At 68.6% G+C, this 17,255-nt stretch carries 15 protein-coding genes; 8 read left to right on the top strand and 7 right to left on the bottom strand.

What is annotated here, in order from left to right; all coding sequences use genetic code 11:
• Positions 1-3: 3 nt before the first annotated feature.
• Positions 4-462, bottom strand: a complete 459-nt coding sequence (locus HLH28_RS01460) for a GatB/YqeY domain-containing protein (protein ID WP_182953429.1) — start codon at positions 460-462, stop codon at positions 4-6.
• A 148-nt stretch (positions 463-610) separates the two neighbouring features.
• Here HLH28_RS01460 and carA point away from each other — a divergent pair, with 148 nt between their 5' ends.
• From carA to HLH28_RS01440, 4 genes are all read left to right on the top strand, one after another.
• On the top strand, positions 611-2,020 hold the full coding sequence (gene carA, locus HLH28_RS01455) for a glutamine-hydrolyzing carbamoyl-phosphate synthase small subunit (RefSeq protein ID WP_182953427.1): 1,410 nt from the start codon (positions 611-613) through the stop codon (positions 2,018-2,020).
• A gap of 10 nt (positions 2,021-2,030) precedes the next feature.
• A complete protein-coding gene (gene carB, locus HLH28_RS01450) occupies positions 2,031-5,285 on the top strand; it encodes a carbamoyl-phosphate synthase large subunit (protein ID WP_182953424.1) in 3,255 nt (1,084 codons plus the stop codon).
• Positions 5,286-5,416: 131 nt separating this feature from the next.
• Positions 5,417-5,890: a transcription elongation factor GreA gene (gene greA, locus HLH28_RS01445; protein ID WP_182953422.1), complete on the top strand. Its 474-nt coding sequence runs from the start codon at positions 5,417-5,419 to the stop codon at positions 5,888-5,890.
• 25 nt (positions 5,891-5,915) lie between these two features.
• On the top strand, positions 5,916-7,112 hold the full coding sequence (locus HLH28_RS01440) for a threonine ammonia-lyase (RefSeq protein ID WP_182953852.1): 1,197 nt from the start codon (positions 5,916-5,918) through the stop codon (positions 7,110-7,112).
• A 92-nt stretch (positions 7,113-7,204) separates the two neighbouring features.
• Here HLH28_RS01440 and HLH28_RS01435 read toward each other — a convergent pair whose 3' ends face one another.
• From HLH28_RS01435 to msrB, 3 genes are all read right to left on the bottom strand, one after another.
• Positions 7,205-7,417: a dodecin gene (locus tag HLH28_RS01435; protein ID WP_182953420.1), complete on the bottom strand. Its 213-nt coding sequence runs from the start codon at positions 7,415-7,417 to the stop codon at positions 7,205-7,207.
• 65 nt (positions 7,418-7,482) lie between these two features.
• The gene (upp, locus tag HLH28_RS01430; RefSeq protein WP_182953418.1) at positions 7,483-8,136 is read right to left on the bottom strand and encodes a uracil phosphoribosyltransferase; all 654 of its coding nucleotides are present in this window, start codon (positions 8,134-8,136) and stop codon (positions 7,483-7,485) included.
• Positions 8,137-8,168: 32 nt separating this feature from the next.
• Entirely contained in the window at positions 8,169-8,564 is a 396-nt protein-coding gene (msrB, locus tag HLH28_RS01425; RefSeq protein ID WP_182953416.1) for a peptide-methionine (R)-S-oxide reductase MsrB, read from the bottom strand.
• A gap of 255 nt (positions 8,565-8,819) precedes the next feature.
• Here msrB and gpmI point away from each other — a divergent pair, with 255 nt between their 5' ends.
• The 4 genes from gpmI (at position 8,820) to HLH28_RS01405 (ending at position 13,814) form a co-directional block, all read left to right on the top strand.
• A complete protein-coding gene (gene gpmI / locus HLH28_RS01420; RefSeq protein ID WP_246395610.1) occupies positions 8,820-10,331 on the top strand; it encodes a 2,3-bisphosphoglycerate-independent phosphoglycerate mutase in 1,512 nt (503 codons plus the stop codon).
• A gap of 368 nt (positions 10,332-10,699) precedes the next feature.
• Positions 10,700-11,731, top strand: coding sequence for a murein hydrolase activator EnvC family protein (locus tag HLH28_RS18330; protein WP_338029627.1), 1,032 nt, complete (start codon positions 10,700-10,702; stop codon positions 11,729-11,731).
• A gap of 155 nt (positions 11,732-11,886) precedes the next feature.
• Positions 11,887-13,305 carry a S41 family peptidase gene (locus HLH28_RS01410; protein ID WP_182953412.1) on the top strand — a complete coding sequence of 473 codons (1,419 nt, stop codon included), beginning with the start codon at positions 11,887-11,889 and terminating at the stop codon, positions 13,303-13,305.
• An 8-nt stretch (positions 13,306-13,313) separates the two neighbouring features.
• Positions 13,314-13,814, top strand: coding sequence for an RNA pyrophosphohydrolase (locus HLH28_RS01405; RefSeq protein WP_182953409.1), 501 nt, complete (start codon positions 13,314-13,316; stop codon positions 13,812-13,814).
• A 16-nt stretch (positions 13,815-13,830) separates the two neighbouring features.
• Here HLH28_RS01405 and HLH28_RS01400 read toward each other — a convergent pair whose 3' ends face one another.
• The 3 genes from HLH28_RS01400 to HLH28_RS01390 are packed head-to-tail and all read right to left on the bottom strand — an operon-like array spanning position 13,831 to position 16,933.
• A complete protein-coding gene (locus HLH28_RS01400; RefSeq protein WP_220789877.1) occupies positions 13,831-14,253 on the bottom strand; it encodes an NUDIX hydrolase in 423 nt (140 codons plus the stop codon).
• Positions 14,250-15,845 carry a DHA2 family efflux MFS transporter permease subunit gene (locus HLH28_RS01395; RefSeq protein WP_408869797.1) on the bottom strand — a complete coding sequence of 532 codons (1,596 nt, stop codon included), beginning with the start codon at positions 15,843-15,845 and terminating at the stop codon, positions 14,250-14,252. Before HLH28_RS01395 ends, HLH28_RS01400 begins: the two co-directional genes overlap by 4 nt.
• Complete coding sequence (locus HLH28_RS01390) at positions 15,842-16,933, bottom strand: HlyD family secretion protein (protein WP_182953405.1); 1,092 nt, start codon at positions 16,931-16,933, stop codon at positions 15,842-15,844. Before HLH28_RS01390 ends, HLH28_RS01395 begins: the two co-directional genes overlap by 4 nt.
• Positions 16,934-17,255: the final 322 nt, after the last annotated feature.

Genomic DNA, 17,255 nt, shown 5'->3' with positions numbered 1-17,255 from the left:
GCGTCAGGCGGCCAGCAGGGACTTGACCACCGCGCTGGCGCGGCCGGCGTCCAGCACGGCGCCGAAACGGGTCTTCAGCTCGGCCATCACGCGGCCCATGTCCTTCATCCCCGTGGCGCCCACGCCGGCGATCGCCTCCCGCGCCGCCGCCTCCAGCGTCGCCGCATCCAGTTCGGCCGGCAGGTAGGCGCGGATCGTCGCGATCTCGGCTTCCTCCTTTTCGGCCAGTTCGGCCCGGCCACCCTGGCGGTACAGTGCGGCCGATTCGACGCGCGACTTGATCATGCCGCGCAAGGCGGCGACCACCTCGTCATCACCGATCTTGTCAACGCCACGGGGCCGGGCGGCGATATCGGCATCCTTTATTTTCGCCGAAATCATGCGCAGCGTGCCGACGCGCCCGGCATCGCCCGCCTTCATCGCCGCCTTGAGGTCATCCATGAAACGTGCGCGCAGCGACATGATCCCGTATCTCCTGTAAATCCGGCGGCCGGTTGGACCGCCCGCATGGAATATTCTTCCCACATCTTCCATCCGGAATCGGGTGGGAATTTTCTTCCCAGCCCACCCGGACGCTGGTAGGAGATAATCCCGGAAGGAAAAATTCTCCATGCCGATGACGGTCGAAAACATCATTGAACGCCTGGGGGGCGCGGACAATGCCGCCCGCCTGACCGGCGTCAGTACCGAGGCCATCCGCAAATGGCGGCAGGCCCGCGCGATTCCGCCCAAGCACTGGACGGTCATCCTGCGCCAGACCGGCCTGGCCCTTTCCGACCTGCAACCCGACAGCCCGTCCGACCGAGCGGAGACCCAGATGACTGCCTCCCCCTCTTCCACCCCCAGCGCCGCACGGCCGCCGGCAGGCGCCACCGCCGCCCTGGTCCTGGCGGACGGCACCATCCTGTGGGGGCGCGGCTTCGGCGCGCACACCCCCGCCGACGGCGCGGCGATCGGCGAGCTGTGCTTTTCCACCGGCATGACGGGATACCAGGAAACACTGACCGACCCGTCCTTCGCCGGGCAGATCATCACCTTCACCTTCCCGCATATCGGCAATGTCGGCACCAATGACGAGGACGACGAGGCCGCGCGCATCGCCGCCCGAGGCCTGGTGGTCAAGCAGGACCTGACCGAACCCGCCAGCTGGCGTGCCGCCCGGCCGCTCGGGGCCTGGCTCGCCGCGCAGGGGGTGCCGGGCATCTGCGGCGTCGATACCCGCGCCATCACCCTGCGCCTGCGCGACGGCGGCCCGCAGACCGCCATCCTGGCCTATCCCGCCGATGGCGTTTTCGATCTGGACGACCTGCGCGCCCGGGCCGTCGCCTGGCCGGGGCTGGAGGGCATGGACCTGGCGAAGGATGTCACCTGCGCCGCCGCCTATTCCTGGGACCAGGGCACCTGGACCTGGCCGCACGGCACGCAGACGCCGCCCGCGCGTCGGCGCCGCGTCGTCGCCGTCGATTACGGGGCGAAGCGCAACATCCTGCGCTGCCTGGTCAGCGCCGGATGCGACGTGACCGTCGTCCCGGCCACCGCGACGGCGGCCGAGATCCTGTCCCACGACCCCGAGGGCGTGTTCCTGTCGAATGGCCCGGGCGACCCGGCGGCGACCGCCGCATACGCCGTGCCGGCCATCCTGGGCGTGCTGGACGCCGGCAAGCCGGTCTTCGGCATCTGCCTGGGCCACCAGCTCCTGGCCCTGGCGCTGGGGGCGCGGACCTACAAGCTGGCGCGCGGTCATCGCGGTGCCAACCAGCCGGTCAAGGACCTGTCCACCGGCCGGGTGGAGATCACCAGCCAGAACCACGGCTTCGCGGTGGACGAGGCCAGCCTGCCCGAGGGCGTGCGCGTGACGCACACCAGCCTGTTCGACGGATCGAACGAAGGCATCGCCTCGGACCGGCTGCCAGCCTTCTCGGTACAGTACCATCCCGAGGCCAGCCCCGGTCCGTCGGACAGCTTCTACCTGTTCGAACGCTTCGTCGCCCTGATCGACCGCACCACACCGACCGCCTGAAAGTCGACCCATGCCCAAACGGACAGACATCAGATCCATCCTGATCATCGGCGCCGGCCCGATCGTCATCGGCCAGGCGTGCGAATTCGACTATTCCGGCGCGCAGGCCTGCAAGGCGCTGCGCGAGGAAGGGTACCGGGTCATCCTGGTCAATTCCAACCCGGCGACGATCATGACCGATCCGGGCCTGGCGGACGCCACCTACGTGGAACCGATCACCCCCGAATTCGTCGAGCGGATCATCCTGCGTGAAAAGCCGGATGCCATCCTGCCGACCATGGGCGGCCAGACGGCGCTGAACACCGCCATGGCGCTGGACAAGTCGGGCTTCCTGGCGGCGCAGGGCGTCGAACTGATCGGCGCGAACGCCGAGGTCATCGACCGCGCCGAGGACCGGCAGAAATTCCGCGAGGCGATGGACGCCATCGGCATCGAAAGCCCGCGCAGCCTGATCGCCCATACGCTGGACGAGGCCCGCGCGGCGCTGGAGCAGATCGGCCTGCCGACGGTCATCCGCCCGTCCTTCACCATGGGCGGCTCGGGCGGCGGCATCGCCTATAACCGCGAGGAATTCGACCAGATCGTCGCCTCCGGCCTCGACGCCTCGCCCACCACCGAAGTCCTGATCGAGGAATCGGTCCTGGGCTGGAAGGAGTACGAGATGGAGGTCGTCCGCGACAGCGCGGACAACTGCATCATCGTCTGCTCGATCGAGAACATCGACCCGATGGGCGTGCATACCGGTGACTCCATCACCGTCGCCCCGGCACTGACGCTGACCGACAAGGAATACCAACGGATGCGCGACGCCTCGCTGGCGTGCCTGCGCGCCATCGGCGTCGATACCGGCGGGTCGAACGTGCAGTTCGGCGTCAACCCCGCCGACGGCCGCATGGTCGTCATCGAGATGAATCCCCGCGTCTCGCGCTCGTCCGCGCTGGCGTCCAAGGCGACGGGCTTCCCGATCGCCAAGATCGCGGCGAAGCTGGCAGTGGGCTACACGCTGGACGAACTGGCCAACGACATCACCGGCTCCACCCCGGCCTCGTTCGAGCCCACGATCGATTATGTCGTCGTGAAGATCCCCCGCTTCACGTTCGAGAAATTCCCCGGCACCCCGGCCCTGCTGTCCACCAGCATGAAATCGGTGGGCGAGGCGATGGCCATCGGCCGCTCGTTCCCCGAGGCCCTGCAGAAGGGGCTGCGGTCGATGGAAACCGGCCTGACCGGCCTGGACCCGGTCGAGGCCCCCGGCGATGGCGGCCCGGACGCCTTCCGCGCCGCGCTGTCGCAGCCCCGTCCGGAACGGATCCTGATGGCGGCCCAAGCCCTGCGCGCCGGCCTCAGCATCGAGGAAATCCAGGCGGCCTGCCGGTTCGAACCCTGGTTCCTGCGCGAATTGCAGAAGATCGTGGCGGCCGAGCACGCCATCGTTCGCGACGGCCTGCCCGAGGACGCCCATTCCCTGCGCCGGCTGAAGGCGCTGGGCTTCTCGGACGTGCAGCTGGCGCGCCTGTCGGGCACCGACGCCGTCGAGATCGCATCCCTGCGCGACCGACTGGCCGTGACCCCGGTCTACAAGCGGATCGACACCTGCGCGGGCGAATTCGCCTCGGCCACGCCCTACATGTACTCGACCTACGAAGGCGGGTTCGGCGTGCCGGATTGCGAGAGCCGGCCGACCGACCGGCAGAAGATCGTCATCCTGGGCGGCGGGCCCAACCGCATCGGCCAGGGCATCGAATTCGACTATTGCTGCGTCCATGCGGCCTATGCCCTGCGCGAGGCCGGGTTCGAGACCATCATGGTCAACTGCAACCCGGAAACCGTGTCCACCGACTACGACACGTCCGACCGGCTGTATTTCGAGCCGCTGACCGCCGAGGACGTGATCGCCCTGATCCGGCGCGAGCAGGCGGCGGGCACCGTTCTGGGTTGCATCGTGCAATATGGCGGCCAGACGCCGCTGAAGCTGTCCCGCGCGCTGGAGGCGGCGGGCATTCCCCTGCTGGGCACGCCCGCCGACGCCATCGACCGCGCCGAGGACCGCGAACGCTTCCAGCAGATGCTGCACCGGCTGGGCCTGCGCCAGCCCGACAACGGCATCGCCCGCAGCCCGGCCGAGGCCGAGGACGTGGCCGAGCGCATCGGCTACCCGGTGGTGGTCCGCCCCTCCTACGTGCTGGGCGGCCGGGCGATGGAAATCGTCCATGACCGTGCCAGCCTGCAACGTTACATGCGCGTGGCGCTGCAACTGGCGGGCCACGACGTCGCCTCGGGCCCCGTCCTGATCGACCGCTACCTGAACGACGCCATCGAGGCCGACGTGGACTGCATCGCCGACGGCCACAGCGTCTATGTCGCCGGGGTAATGGAGCATATCGAGGAAGCCGGCATCCATTCCGGCGACAGCGCCTGCTCGCTGCCGCCCTATACGCTGTCGCCCGCCATCGTGACCGAGCTGAAGGCGCAGACCGAGGCGATGGCCCGCGAACTGGGCATCGTCGGGCTGATGAACGTCCAGTACGCCATCAAGGACCAGGAGATCTTCGTCCTGGAGGTCAATCCCCGGGCCTCGCGCACCGTGCCGTTCGTCGCCAAGGCCACCGGGGTTCCCGTCGCCAAGATCGGCGCGCGCGTCATGGCAGGGGCGAAGCTGGCGGAATTCCGCCTGGACGACCGCGCCGTCGCCCCGCATGTCGCGGTGAAGGAGGCGGTGTTCCCCTTCAACCGCTTCCCCAACGTCGATACGATCCTCGGCCCGGAAATGCGCTCGACCGGCGAGGTCATGGGACTGGACGCCTCGTTCGAGCGCGCGTTCGCCAAGTCGCAGCTGGCCGCCGGCGTGCGCCTGCCGCTGTCGGGCGTGGTGTTCCTGTCCGTACGCGGCAGCGACAAGGCAGCCGTCACCCCGCTGGCCCGCCGCCTGGTGGACATGGGCTTCACCATCCTGGCGACCCGCGGCACCGCCCAGCGCCTGCGCGACGCCGGGGTGGCGGTCAACGTGGTGAACAAGGTGCTGGAAGGGCGGCCGAACTGCGTGGACGCCATCCGGTCGGGCGACGTGCAGATGGTCATCAACACCGCCCAGGGCGCGCAATCGGTCACGGACAGCTTCGATATCCGCCGTTCGGCCCTGACATTGGGCATCCCGCACTTCACGACCATCGCCGGGGCCCGCGCCGCGACCCACGCGATTTCGGCAATGCGGGAAGGACCGCTTGAAGTCGCGCCTCTTCAATCCTACTTTAGCGGATCGTTCTGAGCGTACCGCACCGACGCCGGGGCGGGGACCGGTTCTCCGGCCCCTGCCCCGGCGCGCTCGGTCTATGCGGGACGTTCTTGTGGCAATTTTTATGTCAGTCGCACGACTGACCTTCACCCCGGGGATGCGCCTTGCAGAAATTTCCGATGACAGGCAAGGGCCTGCAGCGGCTGGAAGAAGAACTTCGCAGGCTCAAGAGTGAGGAACGCCCGGCCATCATCCGCGCGATCGCGGAGGCACGCAGCCATGGCGACCTGTCCGAAAACGCCGAATATCACGCCGCGCGCGACCGTCAGTCCTTCACCGAGGGCCGCATCCTGGAACTGGAGGACATCGTCTCCTCGGCCGAGGTGATCGACCCCGCGACCCTGTCGGGCGACCAGGTGAAGTTCGGCGCCCAGGTCAGTCTGGTCGATGAGGAAACCGACAAGGAAGCGACCTACCAGATCGTCGGCGTGCACGAGGCCGACATCAAGCAGGGCCTGCTGTCCATTTCCTCGCCGCTCGCCAAGTCGCTGATCGGCAAGCGGATCGGTGATTCGGTATCCGTCCCGGCCCCCGGCGGGGATCGGACCTACGAGATCCTGGCCGTCACCTACGGCTGAGGGCATGGACATGCTGAGGACGGGCATGATCACCCTGGATGACGTGCGCGCGGCCGCGTCCCGCATCGAGGGGCGCATCCTGCGGACGCCCACCGTGCCGTCGCATGCCCTGTCGAAGGCGACGGGCGCGGATATCGTGCTCAAGCTCGACAATCTGCAGGCGGTGGGATCGTTCAAGGAACGCGGCGCCGCCAACAAGCTCGCGCTGCTGACCCCGGCGGAGCGCGAACGCGGCGTCATCACCGTATCCGCCGGCAACCATGCCCAGGGCGTGGCCCGCCATGCCGCCCTGCTGGAGATCGACGCGGTCATCGTGATGCCGCGCTTCACCCCGGCGGCCAAGGTGACGCGCACCGCCGCCTGGGGCGCGCGCGTCGTCCTGGAAGGCAGCAGCTTCGCCGAGGCCACCGCCCACGCCAACGCCTTGTGCCAGCGCGAAGGGCGCGTGTTCGTCCACCCCTACGACGATCCGGCGGTCATGGCCGGCCAGGGCACGTTCGCGCTGGAACTATTCGAGGATGCCGGGCCGCTGGACATGTTCGTCGGTCCGATCGGCGGCGGCGGCCTGCTGTCGGGCTGCGCGGTCGTGGCCGCCGCCCTTCGCCCGGGCATAGATGTCGTTGGCGTGCAGGTCGAAAGCCATTCGTCGCTGTCCGCCTTTCCCGGCGACGAAATCATGCCCACCGGCGGCGCCACCATCGCCGAGGGCATCGCCGTCCTGCAGATCGGCCGCCAGCCGCTGGAGGTCATCCGCCATCATGTGTCGCGCGTGCTGGTGGTGCCCGAACGCGCGGTCGAGGACGCGATCACCCTGATGGCCGAGGGCGCCAAGCAGGTCAGCGAGGGCGCAGGCGCCACCGCGCTGGCGGCCGTGCTGACCTATCCTGAACTGTTCCAGGGCAAACGGATCGCCCTACCGGTGACCGGCGGCAACATCGATAGCCGAATCCTGGCCAACACCCTGCTGCGGTCGCTGCTGCGCGACGGACGGCTGCTGTGCCTGAAGATGGAAATCCCCGACCGGCCGGGCATCCTGGCCGACATCTCGCGCACCATCGGCGAGGCCGGGGGCAACATCATCGAGGTCTCGCACCAGCGCCTGTTCACCGCACCCAGCGTTCAGGCGGCGGAACTGGAAGTGATGATCGAGGCCCGCGATCCGTCGCACGCGCTGGACATCATGGGCGAACTGTCGAAGACCTATATCGTCCGACGGGTCTGAAAACGCGGGGCGCTCTCCCGCGCCCCGCCAGAGGCGTCGCCTCTGCAAACCAGTTTTTTGGCATCCTTCGGGCACCATCCACGGCCAGCCATTCACACCTCGTCGAGGGTGAAGCCTACCTTCAGTGTGACCTGGTAATGGCTGACCTTGCCGTCGACGACGTGGCCGCGCGTTCCCACGACCTCGAACCAGCGGATGGAATGCACAGTTTCGGACGCGCGGCCCAGGGCGGCGGCAATCGCGCCCTCGACCGTGTCGGGCGACGATCCGACCAGTTCGAGGACCTTGTACACATGACCGGACATCGTTTTTCTCCCTGATCCTGTGAAAAGGGAAACGATGTCCGGCGGCGACGGTTCCGGCGCGGCCCCTATTTGGTGCCGAACAGGCGGTCGCCGGCATCGCCCAGGCCGGGCCGGATATAGCCGTGATCGTCCAGTTCGCGGTCGATTGAACAGGTGACGATCTTCACGTCCGGATGCGCGCCCGACAGGAACGCCACCCCTTCGGGGGCCGCCAGCAGGCAGACGAACACGATCTGCCGGGCGCCCGCACGCTTCAGCCGGTCGATCGCCGCGGCGGCGCTGTGCCCGGTCGCCAGCATCGGATCGACGACGATGCATACGCGCTCGGCGATATCCTCGGGCAGCTTCATGTAATATTCGACCGGCTCCAGGGTCGTCGGATCCCGGAACAGGCCGATATGTCCCACGCGGGCGGCGGGCACGAGGTCCAGCATCCCGTCCAGGATCCCGTTGCCCGCCCGCAGGATCGACACCAGGCAGAGCTTCTTGCCCGACAGGAGATGGCCCTGGGTCTTCTCCAGCGGCGTCTCGATCTCGACCGCTTCCAGCGGCAGGTCGCGGGTCGCCTCGTAGGCCATCAGCAGGCTGAGTTCCCGCGTCAGGCGCCGGAACCCTGCCGTGGAGGTCGCCTTCTGGCGCAGACGCGTCAGCTTGTGCTGGACAAGCGGGTGGTCGAGCACGACCACGGAGGAAGGGTGGGATGTCTTTCGTTCGGTCATGGCACCCTTTTAGATCACACCGGACGGCGCGCCTATTGCGTATCGGGTACGAAATCCAGCGCCACGCCGTTCATGCAGTATCGCCGCCCGGTCGGACGCGGACCGTCGGGGAAGACATGGCCCAGATGACCCTTGCAGGACGCGCAATGCACCTCGACGCGGACCATGCCATGGCTGGTATCGACCGTGGTCTCGACCGCCCCGGGCAGCGCATCGAAATAGGATGGCCAGCCGCTGCCGCTCTCATACTTGGTCTCCGACCGGAACAGCGGCGTTCCGCAGGCCGCACAGCGATACAGGCCCGGGCGCTTCTCGTCGTTCAGGGGGCTGGAGCCCGGACGTTCGGTGCCATGTTCGCGCATCACGCGGACCTGCTCCGGCGTCAGCACGCCGCATCCCGTGCCGCAGCCCGCCTTGTCCTGTTCCATCCGTCTGTCTCCTGCATGATCGTGTGGAAAACGGCCGCACCGCGCCGCGCCGGAACATTCCCCGGGGAACGTCGGCCGGGCTGGCCTGAACGATCCATCGCAGGTTTGCATCGACAAGGCATTTCGCAAGCCCGTCGTTTGGTGCCATCATGACGGACAAAACCACGGGAGAGAATACCCATGTCCGACAAGACATCCCCCCAGGACGATCTCCAGGGCGCCCCTCCGGGCAGTCCCCAGGCCCGACGGCCTGTCATGCTGGCCATCCTCGACGGCTTCGGGTGGCGGGAAGACGTGTCGGACAACGCCGTCCACGCCGCCTACACCCCGGCCTTCGACCGGCTCTGGCAGGAAGGGCCACATGCCTTCCTCAGGACCAGCGGCGAGGATGTCGGGCTGCCGGACGGGCAGATGGGCAATTCCGAGGTCGGACATCTCAATATCGGCGCGGGCCGGGTGGTGATGCAGGAATTGCCGCGCATCTTCCGCGCCATCCGCGACGGCAGCCTGGCGGCCAATCCCGTCCTGACCGGCCTGATCGACACGCTGAAGGCCAGCGGCGGCACCTGTCACCTGATGGGCCTGGTCTCGCCCGGCGGCGTGCATGCCCATCAGGACCATGCCGTGGCGCTGGCGAAGATCCTGGTCGAGGCCGGTGTGCCGGTGGCCTTCCACGTCTTTACCGACGGCCGCGACACCCCGCCGCATGCCGGCCGGGATTATGTCGCGCGCCTGCGCCAGGCACTGCCGGACGCGGTTGCGATCGCCACCGTCTCGGGCCGCTATTTCGCCATGGACCGCGACCGGCGCTGGGACCGCGTCACGAAGGCGTATGACGCCATCGTCTCGGCCAAGGGGCCGCATGGCGACGATCCGCTGGCGGTGCTCGACGCCGCATACAAGGACGGCATCACCGACGAATTCCTGCCGCCGACCGTCATCGGGCCATACGCCGGCATGAAGGACGGGGATGGCATCCTGTCCTTCAATTTCCGCGCCGACCGCATCCGCCAGCTGCTTGACGCGCTGCTGGAACCGAATTTCGAGGGCTTCCCCCGCGATCGGGTCGTCCATTTCGCCGCCGTCGTGGGCATGACACGCTACAGCGACCGGCTGGCGGCGCTGATCGGCGTGCTTTTTCCCCCGCAATCGCTGGACGACCTGCTGGGCGAGGTCGTCTCGCGTGCCGGACGTCGGCAGTTGCGCATGGCCGAGACCGAGAAATATCCCCACGTCACCTACTTCCTGAACGGCGGCAAGGAGGCCCAGCTGCCCGGCGAGGACCGGATCATGGTCCCCTCGCCCAAGGTGGCGACCTACGACCTGCAGCCGGAGATGTCGGCCCCCGAACTGACGGCGAAGGCAGTCGAGGCGATCGAGAGCGGCAAGTACGACCTGATCGTCCTGAACTACGCCAACCCCGACATGGTCGGCCATACCGGCGTGTTCAGCGCCGCCGTCAAGGCCGTCGAGGCCGTGGACCGGGGCCTGCGGCGGCTGATCGAGGCCGTCCATCGCCAGCGCGGCGCCCTGCTGGTCACCGCCGACCACGGCAATGCCGAGACGATGTTCGACCCCGCGACCGGCGGCCCGCACACCGCCCACACGCTCAACGTCGTCCCGGTGGTGCTGACCGGGGTGCCGGAGGCCCGCCTGCATGACGGGCGGCTGGCCGATCTGGCGCCGACGCTGCTGGCCCTGATGGGCCTGCCGAAGCCGGCAGCAATGACCGGCTCCTCGCTGCTGGGCGAGAAACCGGCATCCTGAACCGCCGCCTTCGCCCTGCCGGGCTGGCGGGGCCGGCCGGCCCGGCCCTGCTGGCCTGCCTGCTGGCCCCCGTTGCCCCGGCCTGGGGCGATCCCCACGGGACGCCCCGCCGCGCCCCCGCGCGGTCCTCGCCCGTCCATCATGCGCCGGCCGGCCAAGCACCGGGCCATGCGGCGACACCCCGCGCGGACGCCGCCGCGGCCGCGGCACGGCGCGAGGTCGAACGCGCGCGCGCGCAGCAGCAGGCCCTGGTCGCCCGGCAGCAGCAGCAATCCCGCGACCTGCAGGCCCGCACCGCCGCACGGAATGCCGCGCAGGCCCGCGCGCAACAGGACACCGCCCGCGCCGCCGCCCTGTCGGCCGAAACCGTGGATGCCACCGCCCGCCTGCAGGACACCGAACAGCGGACGGCCGACCTGGCCGACCGGGTCGCCACCCTGCAGGCCGAACAGGCGCGCCTGCGCGCCGACCTGGACCGGGATTCGGCCGAAATGGCGCCGATGCTGCCACTGGCGGCGCGGCTGGCGCGCTATCCCGCCGATACGCTGCTGGCCGCCCCCCTGCCCCCGGACCGCGCGATCACCGGACTGCTGGTCGTGCGCGGCCTGTCGGCGCGGCTGGAGCGGCAGGCCGGCGCGATTCGCGTCCGGCGCGCCGAACTGGCCCGCCTGGACGACGATCTGACGCGCGAAGGCGCACGCCTGGCGGACCTGCGGCGGCAGCAGGCCGCCCAGCGCGACACGGTGGCCCGCGCGGCAGAGCGCGCGCGGGCGGACCAGCGCCGCTCCAGTTCCGTCGCCACCCAGGCCGCCCGGCAGGTCGAGGACGCCGCGCGCCAGGCGTCCAGCCTGCAGGACGCCGTCGCTCGGATCGAGGCGCTGGAACAGGCCGCCGAGGACCGGCTGGAACGCGCGGCGCAGGAGGCCGCCCGCGCGCACCGCACCGACGAGGCCGCCGCCGCCCACGCCCGCGCGCAGGCCATCGCCCAGGGGCCGGGCCCCGGCCTGACGGCCCCCCCGGCCGGAATGCCCGCCGGACGCGGCGCGCCGGTGCCGGGAACCGTCATCACCGCCTGGGGCAACGCGACCGAGGCCGGGCCTGCCACGGGCATCACCTATGCCCCGCCAGCAGGCGCCGCCGTGCGGGCCCCCTGCGCGGGGCAGGTCGATTTCGCGGGACCGTTCCGCTCTTACGGGCAGATGGCAATCCTGGATTGCGGGCGGCATTACCGCTTCGTGCTGGCGGGGCTGGGCGCGCTTGCCGTCTCCACCGGCCAGACGCTGGCGAAAGGCGCGCCCGTCGGCCGCATGCCGGACTGGGCAGGCCAGGGTGGTCGGCCGACCCTGTTCGTGCAATTGCGCCACGGCGATGCGGCGGTCGACCCGGCCCCGTTTCTCTAGGCAGTTTTCGCCTGAACCAAGTTCGGTATAAGATCACCCGGACGATAACGGATGTGCGGCCCATCCGGCCGCACACCCCTTGCGCCACGCATGCCGCACGGCATGCAGGCCGACCGCGATATCCGGCACGGCCGGCATTCAGGAGACGACACGGCATGAAGTTCCGCACCGGCCTGCTGCTTGGAACCGCCTTTCTGGCAGGCATCGCGGCGGGGCCGCAGATCGCGCATCTCTCCGGCCCCTGGAACGGCGAGATCACCTCGCACGCCCTGGCCGAGAGCCTGGCGAAAGACAGCGACTCGCCCGCCGAGAACTATCGGCTGCTGTCGCTGTTCGGCCATGTCCTCGAACAGGTGAAGGCGAATTACGTCGACCCGGTGTCGAACCGCGACCTCATCGTCAACGCGCTGAACGGCATGCTGAGCGGCCTGGACCCGCACAGTTCCTACATGACCGAAAAGCAGTACGCCGACCTCCAGACCCGGACGAAGGGCGAGTTCGGCGGCCTGGGGCTGGAGGTACATGGCGAGGACAACCACATCCGGGTCGTCTCGCCGGTCGATGACACGCCGGCGGCCCGCGCAGGCATCAAGCCCGGCGACTACATCGTCGCCATCGACGGCAAGAACATCGACGGCCTGCCGCTGGACGAGGCGGTGGAGCGGATGCGCGGCAAGCCGGACACCAAGATCACGCTGACGATCATCCGCGAGAAGACGCCCAAGCCCATCACCGTGACGATGACGCGGGCGATCATCCATATCCAGGTCATCCGCTCGGCGCTGTACGACACCATCGGCTATATCCGCGTCTCGGAATTCAACGAGGAAACCGGCCCGGGGCTGGAAGCGGCGTTCCGCAAGCTGAAGGCCGAATCGCACGGCAAGCTGGCCGGCCTGGTGCTGGACCTGCGGTCCGACCCCGGCGGCCTGCTGAACCAGGCGATCGAGGTCAGTTCCGACTTCATCCGCAACGGCGAGATCGTCTCGACCCGCGCCCGCCATCCCCAGGAAAGCCAGCGCTGGGACGCGCATGGCACCGACATCACCGGCGGCCTGCCCATGGTGGTGCTGATCAATGGCGGATCGGCCTCAGCCAGCGAAATCGTCGCCGGCGCCCTGCAGGACCATCAGCGCGCCATCCTGGTGGGCGAGAAATCGTTCGGCAAGGGATCGGTCCAGACGATCCTGCCGATCCCCGGCGACGGCGCGCTGCGCCTGACCACGGCCCGGTACTACACGCCTTCGGGCCGGTCGATCCAGGGCCTGGGCATCGTGCCCGACGTCACGGTGCGCGAGACGCGGGACGACCCGGGCTACAGCATCCGCGAGGCCGACCTGGCCCACATCATCAAGAACCAGGGCGGCAATACCGCCAAGCCCCCGGCGCGGACCGACATGCCGGCGACGGTCTCGTCCATTCCCGACCAGCCGCCGGCCAACTGGCCGTCCTTCGACCTGGCCAAGCCCGCGACCGATTTCCAGCTTCAGCAGGGGTTGAAGATCGTCCGCATGATGGCCGGCCATCCCCTGTCGGCCCAGGCCATGCTGCCCGCTTCCTCGCGCCACGACTGAGCCCGACCGTGACCGAGACCTCCTCCCTGCCCTATCGCCGCAATGTCGGGGCCATGCTGTTCAACGCGGCGGGCCAGGTGCTGATCGCCCGCCGTACGGACATGGAGGGCGCGGGCGGCCCGCTCGACCAGGGCGTCTGGCAATGCCCCCAGGGCGGGATCGACGCGGACGAACAGCCCGAACAGGCGGTGCTGCGCGAACTGCACGAGGAAATCGGCACCGACCGGGCCGTGGTCCTCGGCGCCCATCCGGACTGGCTGACCTACGACCTGCCGCCGGCACTGGTGGGGCGGGCATTGGGGGGCCGCTATCGCGGGCAGACGCAGAAATGGTTCGCCCTGCGTTTCACGGGTACGGATTCGGACATCCGGCTGGATACGCACCACCCGGCGGAATTCGATGTATGGCAATGGGTCGACCTGCCGACGCTGGCGGATCGCAACGTGGGCTTCAAGCGCGAGATCTACCGGATCCTGATCCGCGATTTCGCCTGCTACGCCACCCCCTGACCGGCCGGCGCGCGAATCAGCCGCAGGTTCCCAATGCCGGCAGCACGTGGTCGCGCAGCAGCGGTGCCAGGACCGGCCCGCCCGGCGCCGGGCGGGTCTTCAGGTCGAACCACCACATCTCCTCGATCTCCGCCCGGACCGCGGGCGCGTCGTCCAGCGCGCCGCGATAGACGGCGGACCGCACGATAAATCCGGGCTCGTTGGCGGCCGGCGCCTCGAAACGGCCCAGCAGCGCGAGGCCACCGTCCTGCAGGCGGCAGCCCAGTTCCTCATCCAGTTCGCGCGCCAGCGTCTCGATTTCGGTCTCGCCGGCCTCCGCCTTGCCGCCGGGCAGCATGAAGGCCGCCGTGCCCCGCTTGCGCACCAGCAGCAGCGCCCCCGCCTGAACGATCGCGGCGGAGACGACCCGGATCACCCGGTCGGCGGCAAGGGGGCTCAATGCCCCGCACTCGGGCGCTTGCCGCCACCACGGATCGGCGACAGCAGGAAGCAGAACGGTACCACCAGGAACGCACCGATACCCAGGATCATGAACACCTCGTTATAGGCGAGAATCGAGATCTGGCGGGTATATTCGAGGAACAGCCGATGCTGGGCAACGGCATCCAGCGCCGTCGATGCGATGCCGCGGTTCGATGCCGCCTGCCGCGCCCGCGTCAGGTAATCGACGTACGGCTGGTGGAACGGCGTCATCCAGTGGACCATCTGCGTCTGGTGCGCCTGGCGGATTTCCGTCAGCATGGCCGTGGAACCCGAAATGGCGATCGACCCCAGGACATTGCGCGCCATGCTGAACAGGGCCGAGGCATCGGCATTCAGTTCGCGCGGCAGGGTCGCGTAGGTGATGGTGGAAATCGGGACGAACAGGAAGGCCAGGCTGGCGGTCTGGCTCATCCGGAAGAAGACAAGGTGCCGGAAGTCCAGTGCCGGGACCAGGTGCGCCGACCAGAACAGCGCCACCCCCATGAAGAAGAACCCCAGCGCGATCAGCGACCGCAGGGTCATGTATTTCATCGCCCGGCCCACCAGCGGGATCAGGATGATGACCGCCACGCCGCCGGGCGACAGGATCAGCCCGGACAGGGTGGCGGTATAGCCCATGACCTGCTGCGCGAATTGCGGCACGATGATCGCGGACGCATAGAGCAGCGCGCCGACCGCGCCGATCAGCAGGGTGCCGGTCGCGAAATTGCGGTCCTTAAACACGCGCAGGTCCACTGCCGGACGCTTGGTCTTCAGCAGCCAGATGACCGCCCCGCCGATCCCCAGGAACGCCAGCGCCGCCATGGTGCGGATCATGTCCGACCCGAACCAGTCCTCGTCCTCGCCCCGGTCGACCGCGACCTCCAGGCTGCCGAATCCGATGGCGATCAGGCCGATGCCGATGATGTCCAGCGGAGCCTTCTGCTTGCGCGCCCAGGGCGGGTCCTCGACGACGGCCGACACCGCGAAGGTCGCCAGCAGGCCCACCGGCACGTTGATGAAGAAGATCCAGCGCCAGGAATAATTGTCGGTGATCCAGCCGCCCAGGGACGGGCCGATCACCGGGGCCACGATGGTCGCGATCGCGGTCAGGCCGAATGCCGCCGCCCGCCGTTCCGGCGGGAACGTGTCCAGGATGATCGATTGCTGGTTCGGCTGCAGCCCGCCGCCGAAGAAGCCCTGCATCAGGCGGAACATGATCAGTTCCGCCAGGCTTCCCGAAATGCCGCACAGGAACGACGACACCGTGAACATGAAGATGCAGATGATGAAATAGCGCTTGCGCCCCAGCAGCTTGCCCAGCCAGCCCGAGATGGTCAGCACGATGCCGTTCGCCACCAGGTAGGACGTCAGCGTCCAGGTCGCGTCGTCATAGGTGGACGACAGGCTGCCGGCGATATGCGGCAGCGAGACGTTGACGATGGTCGTGTCCAGGATTTCCATGAACGCCGACACCGTGACGATGACCGCGATCAGCCACGGGTTGTATTTGGGCTTCCATGGTTGCTCCGCCGGGGCGGCGCCGGTCCCGGCCACGGCCCCGCTCACTTCGTGTGCACCGTGGGTTCGACCGACAGGCCCAGCGACAGCGGCAGGTCGGCGCGCAGCCCCTGGTCGATGACGATCTTCACCGGCACGCGCTGGACGATCTTCACGTAATTGCCCGTCGCGTTCTCGGGCGGGAAGGCGCTGAAGGTCGCGCCGGTGCCCAGCTGGATCGAATCCACATGCCCCTTCAGGTCCAGGGATGGATAGGCGTCGATCGCGATATCGACCTTCTGCCCCGGCCGCATGTGCGCCAGCTGCGTTTCCTTGTAGTTGGCGATCACCCACACCTCCGGCTCGACCACCGAAAACAGCGACTGCCCTTCATTGACGAAGCTGCCGCGCTCGATATTGCGCTGCGAGATCCAGCCGTCATGCGGCGCACGGATCTCGGTCCAGCCGAGATTCAGATCGGCCTGCGCCAGTTCCGCGCGGGCCTGCGCGATCTGGGCGTCGTACTGCCCCACCCGCGTCCGAATGTCGGAGATATTGGCCTCGACCGGTTCGGCCACCTGCAGGCGGCCCTGCGCCTCGGCCACCCCGGCCTTCGCGGCCTGCAGCGCGGCGGCGGCGTAATCGATGTCCTGCTGCGTCGTCGCTGCGCGCGCGACCGCGTGCTGGCGGCGATAATCGGTCTCGGCCTTGAATTCCTGCGCCTGCGCCGAGAGCAACTGCCCCTGCGCCACCTGCAGCTGGCCGGGGAAGTTCTTCTGCGCCACCAGCACGGCGAAGCGCGTTCCGGCGGCCTGGGATTCCGCCAGTTCCACCGCCGCCGCCGCGCGGTCGCGTGCGGCGCGATAATCCCGGTCGTCGATCCGCGCCAGCACCTGGCCCGCATGCACGAACTGGTTGTCGTTCACCAGCAGCTCGGTGACGTAGCCGCGCACATGCGGGGCGATCGTCACCGCGCGGCCGGCGGTGAACGCATCATCGGTCTCGACGTCATGCCGGGTCAGGAACCAGTATGTGCCCGCGCCCACGGCCACGACCACAAGGAACCCCACCAGCCCGATCCGAAGCATCGGGTTGGGCTTTTTCCTGCGCGGCTCGTCCGGCGTACCGGCCGGTGTCGCGCCTTCATCCTGGGCCATACGGTTCCTCTTGCTTCCCAATCATGCCGCCAGCCCGGACGAATTGACCGAACGGGTCGGTCAATTCATGGCACGAAGAACAGGTCGCATCAACCGCCCCCGGTCGCATCCGAAACAAAGATCGTCCATCGCCCCCAGAAATCGAAAGAGGGAGGCCGATCAATGGGTCGATGGACAGGTGTCGATGGATGGCACCGGAACCCGCCCTGGACACATGGTTTGTCCAGCGAGAGCGCGCACTGCACGGCGCGTCCGGCGTGTTTTTCCAAGCCTCGGAGCGGCCGTCATGGCCGTGCGTCCCAAAGCACAGGAAAAGCGCCCC

Source organism: Gluconacetobacter tumulisoli (assembly GCF_014174155.1).
In the GTDB taxonomy this organism is placed as follows: Bacteria; Pseudomonadota; Alphaproteobacteria; order Acetobacterales; family Acetobacteraceae; genus Gluconacetobacter; species Gluconacetobacter tumulisoli.
This window is presented reverse-complemented; position numbering and strand designations above follow the sequence as displayed.